General features: G+C 41.9%; 15 protein-coding genes and 1 pseudogene. 10 read left to right on the top strand and 6 right to left on the bottom strand.

Features of this window, described 5'->3' with window-relative positions:
• The 3 genes from VIM89_RS12465 to VIM89_RS12475 all read left to right on the top strand — a co-directional run bounded on the left by VIM89_RS12465 (window position 1) and on the right by VIM89_RS12475 (window position 1,646).
• Window positions 1-417 (top strand): hypothetical protein, encoded by a 417-nt coding sequence (locus VIM89_RS12465; RefSeq protein WP_488156486.1) that lies wholly within the window; start codon window positions 1-3, stop codon window positions 415-417.
• Window positions 418-476: 59 nt separating this feature from the next.
• Complete coding sequence (trmB, locus tag VIM89_RS12470; RefSeq protein ID WP_488156487.1) at window positions 477-1,124, top strand: tRNA (guanosine(46)-N7)-methyltransferase TrmB; 648 nt, start codon at window positions 477-479, stop codon at window positions 1,122-1,124.
• A gap of 189 nt (window positions 1,125-1,313) precedes the next feature.
• Entirely contained in the window at window positions 1,314-1,646 is a 333-nt protein-coding gene (locus VIM89_RS12475; protein WP_488156488.1) for an MGMT family protein, read from the top strand.
• A 203-nt stretch (window positions 1,647-1,849) separates the two neighbouring features.
• On the opposite strand, the gene VIM89_RS12480 is transcribed toward VIM89_RS12475, so the two are convergent.
• From VIM89_RS12480 to VIM89_RS12490, 3 genes are all read right to left on the bottom strand, one after another.
• Window positions 1,850-3,064 carry an acetyltransferase domain-containing protein gene (locus VIM89_RS12480; RefSeq protein ID WP_488156489.1) on the bottom strand — a complete coding sequence of 405 codons (1,215 nt, stop codon included), beginning with the start codon at window positions 3,062-3,064 and terminating at the stop codon, window positions 1,850-1,852.
• Window positions 3,065-3,125: 61 nt separating this feature from the next.
• Complete coding sequence (locus VIM89_RS12485) at window positions 3,126-3,497, bottom strand: VOC family protein (protein ID WP_488156490.1); 372 nt, start codon at window positions 3,495-3,497, stop codon at window positions 3,126-3,128.
• Window positions 3,494-3,721, bottom strand: coding sequence for a hypothetical protein (locus VIM89_RS12490; RefSeq protein ID WP_488156491.1), 228 nt, complete (start codon window positions 3,719-3,721; stop codon window positions 3,494-3,496). The genes VIM89_RS12485 and VIM89_RS12490 overlap by 4 nt, the downstream gene beginning before the upstream one ends.
• Before the next feature lie 295 nt (window positions 3,722-4,016).
• Between VIM89_RS12490 and VIM89_RS12495 the strand changes: the two genes are divergently transcribed.
• The 7 genes from VIM89_RS12495 (at window position 4,017) to VIM89_RS12525 (ending at window position 12,510) form a co-directional block, all read left to right on the top strand.
• Window positions 4,017-4,367, top strand: a complete 351-nt coding sequence (locus tag VIM89_RS12495; RefSeq protein ID WP_488156492.1) for a carboxymuconolactone decarboxylase family protein — start codon at window positions 4,017-4,019, stop codon at window positions 4,365-4,367.
• 56 nt (window positions 4,368-4,423) lie between these two features.
• Window positions 4,424-4,975 carry a DNA-3-methyladenine glycosylase I gene (locus tag VIM89_RS12500; protein ID WP_488156493.1) on the top strand — a complete coding sequence of 184 codons (552 nt, stop codon included), beginning with the start codon at window positions 4,424-4,426 and terminating at the stop codon, window positions 4,973-4,975.
• 157 nt (window positions 4,976-5,132) lie between these two features.
• On the top strand, window positions 5,133-7,943 hold the full coding sequence (gene polA, locus VIM89_RS12505) for a DNA polymerase I (protein ID WP_488156494.1): 2,811 nt from the start codon (window positions 5,133-5,135) through the stop codon (window positions 7,941-7,943).
• Window positions 7,944-7,976: 33 nt separating this feature from the next.
• Entirely contained in the window at window positions 7,977-9,365 is a 1,389-nt protein-coding gene (locus VIM89_RS12510; RefSeq protein ID WP_488156495.1) for a S41 family peptidase, read from the top strand.
• Between the two features lie 222 nt (window positions 9,366-9,587).
• On the top strand, window positions 9,588-11,012 hold the full coding sequence (locus VIM89_RS12515; RefSeq protein WP_488156496.1) for a glycogen synthase: 1,425 nt from the start codon (window positions 9,588-9,590) through the stop codon (window positions 11,010-11,012).
• On the top strand, window positions 11,009-12,271 hold the full coding sequence (locus tag VIM89_RS12520) for a glucose-1-phosphate adenylyltransferase (RefSeq protein ID WP_488156497.1): 1,263 nt from the start codon (window positions 11,009-11,011) through the stop codon (window positions 12,269-12,271). The genes VIM89_RS12515 and VIM89_RS12520 overlap by 4 nt, the downstream gene beginning before the upstream one ends.
• A gap of 71 nt (window positions 12,272-12,342) precedes the next feature.
• Complete coding sequence (locus tag VIM89_RS12525) at window positions 12,343-12,510, top strand: hypothetical protein (protein ID WP_488156498.1); 168 nt, start codon at window positions 12,343-12,345, stop codon at window positions 12,508-12,510.
• Window positions 12,511-12,570: 60 nt separating this feature from the next.
• Here VIM89_RS12525 and VIM89_RS12530 read toward each other — a convergent pair whose 3' ends face one another.
• The 3 genes and pseudogenes from VIM89_RS12530 to VIM89_RS12540 form a co-directional block, all read right to left on the bottom strand.
• A complete protein-coding gene (locus VIM89_RS12530) occupies window positions 12,571-13,248 on the bottom strand; it encodes a metal-dependent hydrolase (protein WP_488156499.1) in 678 nt (225 codons plus the stop codon).
• A gap of 67 nt (window positions 13,249-13,315) precedes the next feature.
• Window positions 13,316-13,960, bottom strand: a complete 645-nt coding sequence (locus VIM89_RS12535; protein WP_488156500.1) for an NYN domain-containing protein — start codon at window positions 13,958-13,960, stop codon at window positions 13,316-13,318.
• Window positions 13,961-14,073: 113 nt separating this feature from the next.
• Window positions 14,074-14,388 (bottom strand): annotated as a pseudogene (locus tag VIM89_RS12540) (YbaB/EbfC family nucleoid-associated protein); the annotation flags it as partial.
• Between the last annotated feature and the right edge of the window lie 8 nt (window positions 14,389-14,396).

Genomic DNA, 14,396 nt, shown 5'->3' on the forward strand with positions numbered 1-14,396 from the left:
ATGACCGACGTACAAATAAATAATGTTGATGATCTGAGAGCGGAGATATTACGCCTGCGTCACTTAAAGGAAGAACAGGGCGAAGCGCTTAAAGCACGCTTTCGTTCACCAGGCGCGGCTATATCCAGCCTGATGACCGTATTTCCAAAAGAATCAAGATTAAAATTCGATATTTTCCACCAGGATTTTTTCGGCCTCCTTTCACGCATACTTTTACCGTTAACACTTAATAAAACCTTATTCAAAAATTCCAATTTCCTGATTAAGGGGTTGGTTGGCTTTTTATCTCAAAAGGCATCCCACTTTGTAAGTGAAGACACAGTAACAGGGCTTTGGGATAAGGTGAAATCCATATTTGAAAAGAAAAAGCCTAAGCAGGAAGATTACGGCATACCTCCTGAAAGCGAAGCGTCATAAACAATTCTGATTATCATAACATCTTAAGAAAACTTATTTTTGCCGTTTAATTTTTTTAAGTGGGAAAAGATAAGTTAAGACGTTTTGCTGAAGTAAGCACTTTCAGCAATGTAGTTCAGTTAGATGCAGGCAAACCTTTTAAAGATAAATGGGCATCCGAATTTTTTAAAAATAATAATCCAGTTGTGCTTGAATTAGCCTGCGGCAAAGGTGAATATACCGTCAACCTGGGCCGGCTGTTTCCTCAAAAGAATTTTATTGGAATCGATTATAAAGGCAACCGCATCTGGCGCGGAGCTAAAACTGCTTTGGAAGATGGTGTAAGCAACGTCGGTTTCTTACGTATTCAGATCGAAACTATTCTGGATTATTTTGCTGATGGCGAGATCGATGAAATATGGATCACCTTCCCTGATCCTCAACCGCAGATAAGTCGTGAGAAGAAGCGCCTTACTTCACCGCGCTTTCTTGAAAAATATAAACAGATATTAAAGCATAAAGGACACGTCAATCTAAAAACGGATAACGATGGCCTGCATGCCTATACTTCTGAAAAGATAGATGAGCTTGGCTTGAACCTGGTTATTAAAACCGAGGATCTTTACAATTCCGAATATGCGGATGAAGTGCTATCTATAAAAACCTACTACGAGAAGAAATATTTGCAGGATAATAAGAATATCAACTATCTTAAGTTCTCATTCTAGAAGCTGTTAAAAAACAATGTCATCGAACCCGCGAGAGGGGTTGAGTTGGGGAACGGGTGAGAAATCTTATACATCAAGCATATTCGCTATGCATGTCGTATAAGATTTCTCCTCACCACGTCACATGACCCCTGCAGTTCGTCGAAATGACATAGCTTAATAGTCTGTTAAAACAACTTATAAACTCCCATGCCCGACCTGAATTTCTATGACCAGGTATATCAAATCGTCCGCCTGATACCGCCCGGACGGGTGACTTCCTATGGCGCGATAGCCAACAGCCTCGGCACAAAAGGCTCATCGCGAATGGTAGGTTATGCCATGCAGGCTTGTGGCGCTGCTAACCCACCTGTGCCTGCGCATCGCGTGGTTAATAGTGCCGGATTGCTAACCGGCAAGTTCCATTTCGGCGGTGATTTGATGGAGCAATTACTGGAATCGGAAGGCGTAAAAGTAGAGAACGATAAAGTGGTCGACTTTAAAAAAGTGTTTTGGGATCCGGCAATAGAATTGGGGATGTGATTATCCTCCGGTCATGCCGAATTTATTTCGGCCATCCCATCAGAAAGGTGTAAGATAGGCATATCTGCTACTTGCAAATCGTTGACCAAGCAAGCGTTAATGTCCTGTGGGGTGCCGAAATAAATTCGGCATGACATCTTTTTTATCTTTCGGACCCCTTCAACTTAATTCTTGAAAATCTTTTCACCAATCCTTTAATCGTGTTATAGGTAACTTAACCACCATTTATCCTTATGGCTTTGCTTATAATGATCATACCGTTTACAAAGCGGATACAACCCAACAACAATGGCAATCCAAACCAGGTAAGCTACCGGTAACGAAAATCCGTAACCTTTCAGGTCCGTAGTAAACCAAACAGGTTTTTGTAATAACCATATATGCCAGTTCTGTCCCGGAGTTAGCGCAGAGGCGATCAGCGCAATTAAATGGATAATATAAATATGGATGAGGTAGTAAAACATAGGCACCCTGCCGTAAACCGAAACTACTTTTACTATGCTGTTTTGGATTCGCTCAGTAAATCCTAAAAATAAAAGTGCTGAGCCTATGGTTAAAAGAACGTACAGTAACGAGAATGGGTATTTGGTCACGTTAAGGAAAGATAGGAACGTAAAAAAGCCATCCTTTTGTCCACTCCATTTCACAGGATCGCCGTAAACATTGATCCAGCGAAGTACAAGAAATAAAATAAGGGCAGCCCCTCCAACTATGATCAATATCCTTTTTCTTTTTTCAGCATCATAATTGGAAGTGTACAGTTCGCCCAGGCAATATCCTAACGACATCACAGCAAACAATGGCACAATAGGATATCCTACCAGGAGGGCCTCGTTATGCCAAAAGAAAAATTGCTGTTCGTGGACTAGCGACCAACCAAATTCGGCCAATGTATTGGGTGGGAAGTGGATATTATCCAACAGATTATGGCCGAAAATAACAACAAGGCTCAATACAAGAATTACCCTTTTTGGTAAATGGATCAACCCGGCCAGTATGATCATACCTAGCCCCAGCGCCCATATCGTGATAAAGAAAAACATGGGGAAGGCGATATTGAAATTCCAGCCGAAGTTGGTAACAAACATTTCGAGGAATATCAGCCAAAGCCCACGCTTCACCAGGAAGATGGACAATTCCTTTTTGGTTTTCCTTTGCCCAATCAAATAGGCGGATGTGCCTGCCAGCAGCAAAAATATAGGGGCGCAAAAGTGCGTGATCCAGCGGGTAAAAAACAATACGCCGCTTGTTTTTGTAAGATCGGTCGGATCAAAATAAAATGATCCGAAGAATAAATAATCTCGCACATGGTCGAGCGCCATGATGATCATGATGGTGCCGCGCAGAAAGTCAATGGAGGTTATCCTGACTTTAGTGAATGTTGGCCTGGTTTCAGTGATGGCTTGGGTTGAATTCATATACCGAATATACGACTATTCGCACCTGTATTAAACCCAAAACTTGCTATAACATATTTATTTACAAAGCCGGGACGATTTGTATCAGTTCTATCCTATTGCCAAATGGATCATAAAAAGCAAACCTGTCCCAACCGGGTACAACGGGCTCTTTTACCAATTCAACATGACGTGCTTCGAGTAATTTTTTGGCAGCTGCTACATCCTCAACCTCAAATGCTGTATGCCGGGTCGATTTCGGCATTTTCGGCTCAACACCAATGTGCAATTGTATATCGCCGATATCAAACCAGTAACCTTTACTATTAAAAATATGATCGGGACGCGGTATCTGCTTCAGGCCAATAACGTCAGTATAAAAGGCCTTTGCATCCTCCAGTTGCTCCGGTGTTACACAAATATTGATGTGATTGGCTCGCTTAAACTTGATCATTCGTGTTCGGCAAAGGTCAGCACATAGTTATTATTGTCTAGGATGGAGAATTCCGTTGCACCGTAGAAAGTCACATCCAAACCAGCCAATACTTTCACTTTATCTTTAATCGATTCAAAAAACTGCCTGATATTTTTCAGGTTGATATACAGCAACAGTGAGCCTCCATCTTTTCGCTGAATCTCCGGCAAGCTTTCGCCTAAACTTTCATAAGTCTGAAACATGATCGTCACGCTGCCATTCACCATCATCGCTCAAACAAGGTCGTCTCCATTTTCAGGCACTGACATGATTACATTAAAACCAAGCATCTTGTAAAATGCAATGGTTTCGGGCATATTGCTCACAAAAATATTAGGCGACAAGCTTTCCATGATCTGTAAATTTCTCGAAGGTTTATTACTAAGATATGACCAGCTAAAGATAAAGGATTTATACCTTTAACCCTCCAAAAACAATTCAATAATTCATCAATCACTCATTCACTAACTCACTCATTCACTAATTGAAAATACGCTCATGGGAAAATTAGCAGATGATTTCAATGCCTATCGCACCAAAATGAACGACAGGATAATGGAATCCGCCAATACCAATATCAAACGCTTTTTCGCACTCGATACCACCAGTTATGCTGAAGGTGCGCTTGACGTAAAAACCAAAGAAATGCTGGGCCTTGTCGCCTCGATGGTATTACGCTGCGACGATTGTATCAAATACCATTTGGGTAAATGCCACGAAGCAGGCGTTAATAACGATGAGATGAACGAGATATTTATGATAGCGAATTTGGTAGGTGGTTCAATCGTTATTCCGCATTATAGAAGGGCTGTTGAGTATTGGGATGAACTTTGTTCAGTTGGCAGTTAATAGTTTGCAGTTGGCAAATAAATAGGTTAATTAGTAATCTTACTTATCTCAATACTATGAAAGATTTAAAACGTTGTATCTGGCCGGGAACCGACGAGCTGTATATCAAATACCACGACGAAGAATGGGGCAAGGAAGTTCACGACGACAAAAAGCTATTTGAATTTTTGATACTTGAATCTGCTCAGGCAGGTTTAAGTTGGATCACCATACTACGTCGTCGTGAAGGCTATCGCAAGGCTTTTGCAGATTTTGATGTAAAAAAGGTAGCTGCTTTTACCGATAAGGATGTAGAACGGTTAATGCAGGATACCGGCATTATCCGTAATCGGTTGAAGATTCTTTCAGCGATTACCAATGCTCAAAAGTTTATCGAAGTGCAAAAAGAATTTGGCTCATTTGATAAATACCTTTACAGCTTTATGCCGGATGGTAAACCTATCGTCAATCATACTAATATAATTCCGGCAAGCACGCCGATATCGGATGCCATAAGCAAGGATATGAAAAAGCGTGGCTTCAAGTTTTTTGGTACTACCATCTGCTACGCCCACATGCAGGCTACCGGCATGGTAAACGATCACTTGCCCGATTGCTTCTTCAAATAGAAGGACACTAATTGCACGAATTTTTGCTAATTGCGCGAATTTAATTTTTCTTAATTTTTCTGTTTACACGAATTAAACCTATAATTTGCATTAAAATATTGCATCGTTAATAATTCGTGTAATTCGACTTAATTTGTGCAATTAGTGTATTATCATTATGAAAAAACTCTTTCTTCTGGATGGCATGGCCCTTATTTACCGGGCACATTTTGCGTTAAGTAAAGCCCCTCGTTTTACATCAGGCGGCTTGAATACTTCGGCGATGCTGGGTTTCACCAATACTCTGCTGGAGGTACTGAGGAAAGAGAAACCAACTCACATGGCTGTCGTGTTTGACACCGATGCACCGACTGAACGCCATACTGAGTTTGAGCATTACAAAGCACAACGCGAAGCTATGCCGGAGGATCTTGCAGCTGCTATTCCATATATCTACAAGATCATTCTAGGATTTAATATCCCGGTTATTACTTCTGATGGCTATGAGGCCGATGACATCATTGGTACGCTGGCCAAAAAAGCAGAGATTAAAGGATATGATGTTTATTGCATGACACCGGATAAGGACTTTGCACAACTGGTTTCTGAGAAGATAAAAATATATAAACCTGCCCGTCTTGGCAATGAGATGGAAATAATGGGTGTGAAAGAAGTGCTGGCCAAATGGGAAGTAGAGCGCGTGGAGCAGGTGATTGACATCCTTGGTCTATGGGGTGATGCGGTAGATAATATTCCGGGCATACCGGGCATTGGCGAAAAAACTGCCAAGGCCCTTATTAAGCAATATGGTTCTGTTGAGAATATCATTGCTAACAGTCACGAGCTAAAAGGTAAGCAGCGTGAAAATGTAGAGCAATTTGCAGAACAAGGCCTGTTGTCTAAGCGACTGGCTACCATCAACCTGAATGCACCTGTTGAACTGGATGAAGCAGGACTTGAAATATGTGCACCGAGCAAAGATTTATTAGAACCATTATTTGCCGAACTGGAATTCAGAACATTAGGTAAACGTGTATTTGGCGAAGATTTCAGTATTACTGAAATGAAGGCGGTAAGCATACAGACAGATCTTTTTGGAGAACCTGTCCCTGATGCACGCCCGGTAACCCTGCAGGTTGATATTACCGATATAGATGAGCCGGAAGTTGTTCCCGGTAAAAACATCAGCAACACGCCGCATGAATATTACTTAGTAGATACTGCCGAAAAACGAGCTGAACTGATCAAGACCCTGAAGCAACAAAAAAGCATTTGCTTTGATACCGAGACCACCGGCACCGATGCCAACGATTGTGAATTGGTAGGCCTATCATTCTCCATAAAACACGGTGAAGGCTGGTATATCCCTGTTCCGGCTGATCAGAACGAAGCAAAGGCGATAGTTGATGAGTTTAAACCTGTATTAGAAGATGCCTCCATCGCCAAAACAGGGCAGAATATTAAATACGATGTGCTGGTACTGAAATGGTATGGGCTTGAAGTAAAGGGTGAGTTATTTGATACCATGCTGGCGCATTATATCATCGATCCGGATACGCGCCATAATATGGATGTGCTTTCTGAAAACTATCTGGGTTATAGTCCTGTGTCCATCACCACACTTATCGGTGCCAAAGGAAAGGCTCAGGGCAGCATGCGTGATGTAGAATTTGAAAAGATAAAAGATTACGCCGCTGAAGATGCGGATATCACCTTACAACTGAGATCGGTTTTTGAACCTAAGCTGAAAGAAGTAGAAGGCGACAAACTTGCAAAAGATATTGAATATCCATTGATCTATGTGCTGGCTGATATGGAATTTGAAGGTGTGCGTATCGACCATGATATGCTGAAAGGGTTCTCAAAAGAACTGGAAGCTGATATCATAAAATATGAAAAGACGGTTTATGAAAAAGCAGGGGTAAGGTTCAATATTGCATCCCCAAAGCAATTGGGTGAAGTATTGTTCGAGAAACTAATGCTCGACCCCAAAGCTAAAAAAACCAAAACTGGTCAGTACCAAACCGGTGAGGATGTTTTATTGGCCCTGGCTTCAAAGAGTGATATTGTAAGAGACATTTTAGATTATCGTCAGCTGCAAAAGCTGAAATCAACTTATGTGGATGCTCTGCCGCAGATGGTAAATAAAAAAACCGGCCGCGTTCATACTTCTTATAACCAGGCTATCGCAGCAACCGGTCGCTTAAGTTCTATCAATCCGAATCTGCAAAATATACCAATCCGTACTGAACGTGGCCGCGAGATTCGTAAAGCATTTATACCGCGCGACGAAAACCATACCATCGTATCGGCGGATTATTCGCAGATCGAGCTACGCATCATAGCCGAGATCAGCAAGGATAAAAACATGATGGATGCCTTTGTCAATAATTATGACATCCACACCGCTACCGCAGCTAAAGTATATGGCAAGCAATTGCACGAAGTAAACAGCGATGAGCGTCGCAATGCTAAAGCGGTTAACTTCGGTATTATCTACGGTCAGTCCGCGTTTGGATTATCGCAAAACCTGGGTATACCACGCAAGGAAGCCGCTGAGATCATTGAAAACTATTTCGCACAATATCCGGGTATTAAGCAATACATGAGCGATACTATGAACTTCGCCCGCGAAAATGGTTATGTGTGTACGCTTAAAGGTCGCCGCCGTTACCTGCGCGACATCAATTCTGCGAATGCAACCGTACGCGGCTTTGCTGAGCGAAACGCCATCAACGCGCCGATACAAGGTTCAGCAGCAGATATGATCAAGGTTGCCATGATCAATATCCACCGTGAAATGAAAGCTCAAAAACTGGATGCCCGCATGACCATGCAGGTGCATGACGAGTTGGTTTTTGATGTGCCAAATAACGAAGTGGAAAAAATAAAGCCGATCATCATGGAAAACATGAAGAACGCCATCAAGACTGAAGTGCCAATTATGGTCGAAATTGGCACCGGTTCAAACTGGCTGGAAGCGCATTAACATTTAATAATTTACCTAAATACAAAACTTATCATGAAGAAACATTGCTTTGTAACGGCGTTTGCCGTTTTGCTGAGTGTAAAAGCTGCTTTTGCACAAATTGATACTATAGCCAATCTATCCACCTCGGATAAGCTTTACGGCTTAAGTAAATTCTGGTCAGAAGCAAGCCAGAATTTTGCCTATTTTGATCATGCCAAAATCAACTGGGATAGTGCCTATCGTGCGTTTATCCCCCAGGTAATCGCAACCAAAAATACCTGGCAATATTACAAGGTCATGGCACGGTTTTGTGCCTTGCTAAAAGATGGGCATACCGATATTGATTTCCCCTCTCAACTGATGGCCCCAAAATCATCTCGGTATAAATGGATATATATCGAGAACTTTGATAAAAAACTTATTGTAACCGATATACCGATTCAATACAAAGACAAGATTCCGCTTGGATCGGAACTGATCAGTGTAGACGGTATTCCCGCAAAGCAGTATGCTGAAAAAGAGATCATTCCGTATATCAGCTCATCAACTGATCATGTGCTTTGGGACAGAGCTGCCGGTATGATGTTCTATGGTGAAGATACTTCGCGGGTATGGCATCTGAAACTACGTTCGCCAGCCGGTAAAATGATAGATCATGATTATCAATATCATAGCTACAGGGCAAAATGGGAGAGGAAGACCACTACTTCCCCTTACCAGCTGTTGAGCTTTAAGATCATTGATGGAATAGGTTATTTGAAACTCAGCTCTTTCGGCGATGACTCACTTATTGATAAGTTTAAAGCTGTTTTACCGCAATTATATACTTGTAAGGGTGTAATCATCGATATAAGAAATAATGGCGGAGGCGACAGCGGAATTGGAGCGGAAATACTCAAATATTTTACAGATCAGAAAATATTGATTGGCTCAGCATGGAAAACGCGCGATAATTTGCCCGCATTTAAGGCATGGGGAATATATGGCCTGAAAGACACGACCAAATTTGAAAAAATGGACGCCTGGCACCAAAAGATCAGGCTATCTGCACTTAATAATTATTGGTACAAGGGTGACACTATGCGCTTTGAAAACAATGTAACCGATAAAAAAATAAATGTTCCGCTTATTGTACTTACAAATCATTACACGGCTTCGGCAGCAGAGGATTTCTTGATCATCCTGAGTCAATTGAAGGGGCGCGCAACAGTAATAGGTCAGCGCACTTATGGCAGCACAGGGCAACCCATGCCTTTAAAACTGCCGGGGCTCGACGCACGAATTTGTACCAAACGTGACACCTATCCCGACGGGAAAGACTTTGTCGGCATTGGCGTTATCCCTGATATTGAAGTGCCGCAGAACGTAAACGATGTACTGAAAGGAACAGACTCTGAATTACAAGTCGCTTTAAAAGAAATGAAAAGCAAAGTACATTGATATTTAAAAGCATAATATTACCACTTTAACAAAAAACAGGGGATTACGGGTTCAAAAAATGCTGATTTGTTAATAAAACCATTCTATAGGGCATATTTTAAAAACGAATGGCCTTTTAGGCTATACAAATAATAAAAATTAACTTTTTGCATAGATTATACCGTTCAGCATTGATTATTTAAATAATTCTTTGCTTAAATTGAGCCGTAATATCATCTATAAATGAAAGTTTTCCACCTAAGTGCCGAATGCTATCCTGTTGCTAAAGTTGGCGGTCTGGCCGATGTTGTAGGCGCCCTGCCCAAGTATCAAAATAAGCTGGAGATAGAGGCAGCCGTAGTAATGCCTTTTTACAACCGGAAATTTACCCAGGAAAATGAGTTTGACATTGTTTTCCAGGCCTCATCCCTGCTTGGTACCGAACGTTTTTATTTCGAAATTCTAAAAGAACGTACCAATAAACTGGGCTTTGAGCTGTTCCTGATAAAAATACCGGGACTACTTGACCGGGAAAATGTGTACGAATATCCCGACGAAACCGAACAATTTATTGCTTTCCAGATTGCCTTTCTTGACTGGATCAACTGGTCGCAGCAATCGCCCGACCTGATCCATTGCCATGATCATCATACAGGATTGGTGCCGTTTCTTATAACTAACTCTAAATTGTATACGCGCTTTGCCAATACACCTACAGTATTAACTATACATAACGGCCAGTATCACGGCGCCTTTAGCTGGACTAAGCTTGGTTTATTGCCTGAAGTCGACATGGCAAAAGTTGGCCTGCTCGACTGGAATGGCGGAATCAATCCGCTTGCTGCTGGTGTAAAATGCTGCTGGCGTTATACCGCGGTTTCACCAAGTTATTTAGAGGAACTGACTTACAACTCGAATGGGATGGAGTACCTTTTCTATATGGAACGCTCCAAAGGCATCGGCATACTCAACGGTATCGATACCGAAGTCTGGAACCCGAAGACCGACCCAATGATCCCGGAAAAATTCTCACTGCGACAAGTAGCTTCCGGGAAACAAAAAAATAAAGCGCTGCTATGCGAAAGGTTTGGACTATCGCCTGATAAACCGACGATATCTTTCATCGGCCGGTTGGTTATCGAAAAAGGTGCCGATGTGTTGCCAGAAGCATTAAAAGAAAGCATAGAGGCGCATCCTGATGGCGTAAATTTTATTATATTAGGTGCAGGCGAGGTAAAAACCCAGGAAGAATTAGTTGCCTTAAAAGAACAATTTCCAAATCAATATAATGCCTTTATTGGTTATGATGAAAGCCTTGCCCATTTGGTATATGCCGGGTCCGATTTCTTACTAATGCCTTCCAGGGTTGAGCCCTGCGGCCTGAACCAAATGTACTCGATGCGATATGGTACCGTGCCTATGGTACGCGTGACGGGGGGATTAAAAGATACCGTGATTGATTTTGGTGATGAGGGTGGATATGGTATCCGTTTTTTACAAGCCAGTGCAGCCGATATTGTGCACTCGGTAGGACGTGCGGTTGAAGTATATGCGAACACTGCTCTTTTACAATTGTTACGAAAAAGAATGATGGCGCTCGATTTCTCGTGGGATCGTTCGGCCAAAGAATATATTGACCTCTATCAAAGTTTAAATCCTGCTATATGACCTCAAAAGTAATTTGCATCGTGTTGGGAGGTGGCCAGGGAAGCCGCTTATCGCCGCTCACCGCCACCCGTTCAAAACCGGCTGTGCCTATCGCCGGTAAATATCGTTTGGTTGACATCCCCATCTCCAACTGTTTACACTCCGGCATTACGCGAATTTACGTACTGACGCAGTTCAACTCGGCATCGTTAAACAAGCACATTAAAAACACTTACCATTTCAGCAGCTTTAGTGACGCGTTTGTGGATATTCTCGCAGCAGAGCAAACACCTTCAAGCGTATCCTGGTTTCAGGGTACAGCCGATGCGGTACGTCAGAGCTTGCACCATTTGGCGGTACATGAGTTTGATTATGTGCTGATCCTATCGGGTGACCAGCTATACCAGATGGATTTCGAGGATATGATCAAAAATCACATCACCAATAATGCAGAAATATCTATCGCAACCATTCCGGTTCATGCTAATGATGTACCCGGTTTCGGTATTCTGCAAACGGATGAGAAGAGCCTGATCACCCAGTTTGTTGAAAAACCGAAAAAGGATTTTGAGTACCTGAAATCCGAGGTAAGCGATGAAATGGTAAAACAGGGCAGGTTTTATCTGGCGTCAATGGGTATTTATCTGTTCAACCGCAAAACATTGTTCGAGCTGCTGGAAGGAAACGACCGCACCGACTTTGGTAAAGAGATCATCCCGCAATCCATCCCAAGCCACGTGGTGCTGAGCTATCAATACGAAGGCTACTGGACCGACATTGGTACCATTCCGTCATTCTTTGAGGCTAACCTGGGCTTGACCGATGATATCCCTCAGTTCAACTTATTCGATAAGAATTACATATTTACCCGTGCACGCATGTTGCCGCCATCAAAGGTTTCAGGCAGTATCGAAAGATCCATTATTGCTGACGGGTGCATTATCAATGCCAGTCGTATATATCGCTCTATAATCGGTATCCGCACACGCATTGGTCATGATACCATTATCGAGAACTGCTACGTGATGGGAAGTGATAATTATCAAACACTGGAACAAATACAGGAGTCGCGGGCAAGTGATTCGCCGATCATGGGTATAGGAGATCGTTGCGTGATCAAAAATGCGATTATCGATAAAAATACTTTCATTGGTAACGACGTGAATATCAACTGTGGCGGCAAAAGGCTGGAAGATGGCGATTACGGTACACACACCGTTCAGGATGGTATCGTAGTGATTAAGAAGCGGGCGATTATTCCGAACGGAACGACCATTTAATTACTTTTTCTGAAAACAATTTGTAATTGGATTGTTACTCTTTTAATAATTCAAACCACAAATCTTTAACCATGAAAAAAGCAATTGCAATGATCGCTTTAGCAGCGATCTGCGTGGGAACTGTTGCCAGCGCTGCTCCGGTAAGGGCACAGCAGGATACCACCAAGGTAAAAGTGAAGAAGAAAGATGATAAGAAGAAGATCAAGAAGAAAACAAAGGATACTACAGCAAAAATGTAACCTTTCGAAACAAAGACGCCCTGCAGATTCTGCGGGGCTTCTTTGTTAAGTGGTGTTTAGTTACAATTCTATGCTGTCCCCAATAGGCACCAATTTCAAATCTACCCCAGCTTTAGTAAATTTCTCTGCTATTGCCTGCTTATCAATTTTAATAACCGGGAAGGTGTCATAATGTACTCCGATCACTTTTTTGCAATTAATAAATTCAGTAACCTTTATCGCATCATCTGCACCCATGGTGTAATTGTCACCTATGGGCAAAATGGCCCAGTCGAGCTGTTCATCAGCTAAAAGTTTCATGTCATAAGTAAGCGCTGTATCGCCTGAATAATAGATCTTTTTCCCTTCGGCGTAAATAACAAAACCAGCAGGGTTACCACCATAGGAACCATCCGGCAACCCGCTGGAGTGAATGGCGTTCACCATTTTCACCCGTCCGAAATCAAAATTGAAACCACCGCCGATATTCATGCCATGAGCGTCAGGTATACCTTTTCCGCCCAGCCATCCTGCTATCTCCGCAATGCAGATCACTTTGGCGCCGCTGTTTTTCTGGATTTCAAATAGGTCGGCAATATGATCGCCATGACCATGTGAAAGCAGAATAAAATCTGGCTTCAGGCTGCTAACGTCAATATGCTTAGCCAGTTCGTTATGTGTAATAAATGGATCGAACAATAATTTCTTACCGCCCGTTTCGAGTTCGAATGTGGCATGTCCGTAATAGGTGAATTTCATAATGGTAGTTTTGTTGTAATATTAAAAGTTGAAAGCTTGGAAAGTTGTTTTGATGAAAAGCTTTTTGTTAGTTTGATGATTTGTCTTTTGCTTTTTTATTGTCAGATGATTGCCTGAAAATTGTCTTGAATTCTGCTTTGAATTCTCTTTCGTTTTCAAGGCTATTTATATTGATCGAGTAATTTGCTGCATTGATTAGTCGTTCGTTTGCAAAGCTCTTATTCGTTGCGTCTTCATATTCAAAATATGCGACTAAAACTCTAATTCCATTTTTCATTAAAGCTCTTGCAAGAGGAACAAAGTCTCCGTCACCGGTTACAAGAACTGCCATATCTATTTTATCATCCAGTCCAACCTGCAATGTTTCTACCGCCATATAAACGTCAATGCCTTTCTCTCCCTGAGTTTCTGACATTGGAACGTTCTTAGGCTCAATCCCCGCATGTAACAAATCAATTTGCCTTTTCCGGTCTAATCTCAAATTGTTTTCCTGAGCTAAACTTTCCTTGTGAACACCTTGAAACCATGCAGAATAAACTACTTTGTAAGAAACATGCCCTTGCTCTTTTGTTCGAATAAAATTCTCTAAAAGCTTATGAAACTCTTGAAATGATAGCCAACCGTATTTCTTTCCCCAAAAATAATTTTGGGCTTTGATAAAGAAGGTCCCATCATAAAAGACGCCGATCCGTAAAAAATTTTTCGTACTCATATGCATTCTAAGTTTAAGGTCAAGTATCTGTGACGTGGCAGTATTAAGATACGTCAACCTAAATTTAGTACAAATGCATATTAAAATTACAAAGCCGAACTTGTTTTTGGCGATTATTTACCAAACATGCCACCCAATCCGCCAAGCATCTCTTTGCTAAGTGCAGCCATTTCGGTTTGGCTTACATTCTCGGCCTGGGTTAGTGCTTTGTTTACAGCGACCTGTAAAAGCTCTTCCAGTTCTTCTTTATCGGCAGATTTCAGGAACTCCTCATCAATCGTAATGGATTGGATCACTTTGTTACCATTGGAGGTAACCTTGATCTTGCCGCCTTCGGCGTCACCCCAAACAGTGATACCATCCAGGCGTTTCTTTACCTCACCTGCCTTTTGCTGTGCTTCTAATAGTTTATCGAACATGTTTCTTTTGTTGTAAA

Source organism: Mucilaginibacter sp. (assembly GCF_036568825.1).
GTDB lineage: Bacteria > Bacteroidota > Bacteroidia > Sphingobacteriales > Sphingobacteriaceae > Mucilaginibacter.

Bases quoted from the DNA above. Each gene is read 5' to 3' on its own strand.
- VIM89_RS12465 (WP_488156486.1), top strand. From the start codon at position 1: ATGACCGACGTACAAATAAATAATGTTGATGATCTGAGAGCGGAGATA.
- VIM89_RS12475 (WP_488156488.1), top strand. From the start codon at position 1,314: ATGCCCGACCTGAATTTCTATGACCAGGTATATCAAATCGTCCGCCTG.
- VIM89_RS12480 (WP_488156489.1), bottom strand. From the start codon at position 3,064: ATGAATTCAACCCAAGCCATCACTGAAACCAGGCCAACATTCACTAAA.
- VIM89_RS12485 (WP_488156490.1), bottom strand. From the start codon at position 3,497: ATGATCAAGTTTAAGCGAGCCAATCACATCAATATTTGTGTAACACCG.
- VIM89_RS12490 (WP_488156491.1), bottom strand. From the start codon at position 3,721: ATGTTTCAGACTTATGAAAGTTTAGGCGAAAGCTTGCCGGAGATTCAG.
- VIM89_RS12495 (WP_488156492.1), top strand. From the start codon at position 4,017: ATGGGAAAATTAGCAGATGATTTCAATGCCTATCGCACCAAAATGAAC.
- VIM89_RS12500 (WP_488156493.1), top strand. From the start codon at position 4,424: ATGAAAGATTTAAAACGTTGTATCTGGCCGGGAACCGACGAGCTGTAT.
- polA (WP_488156494.1), top strand. From the start codon at position 5,133: ATGAAAAAACTCTTTCTTCTGGATGGCATGGCCCTTATTTACCGGGCA.
- VIM89_RS12510 (WP_488156495.1), top strand. From the start codon at position 7,977: ATGAAGAAACATTGCTTTGTAACGGCGTTTGCCGTTTTGCTGAGTGTA.
- VIM89_RS12515 (WP_488156496.1), top strand. From the start codon at position 9,588: ATGAAAGTTTTCCACCTAAGTGCCGAATGCTATCCTGTTGCTAAAGTT.
- VIM89_RS12520 (WP_488156497.1), top strand. From the start codon at position 11,009: ATGACCTCAAAAGTAATTTGCATCGTGTTGGGAGGTGGCCAGGGAAGC.
- VIM89_RS12525 (WP_488156498.1), top strand. From the start codon at position 12,343: ATGAAAAAAGCAATTGCAATGATCGCTTTAGCAGCGATCTGCGTGGGA.
- VIM89_RS12530 (WP_488156499.1), bottom strand. From the start codon at position 13,248: ATGAAATTCACCTATTACGGACATGCCACATTCGAACTCGAAACGGGC.
- VIM89_RS12535 (WP_488156500.1), bottom strand. From the start codon at position 13,960: ATGAGTACGAAAAATTTTTTACGGATCGGCGTCTTTTATGATGGGACC.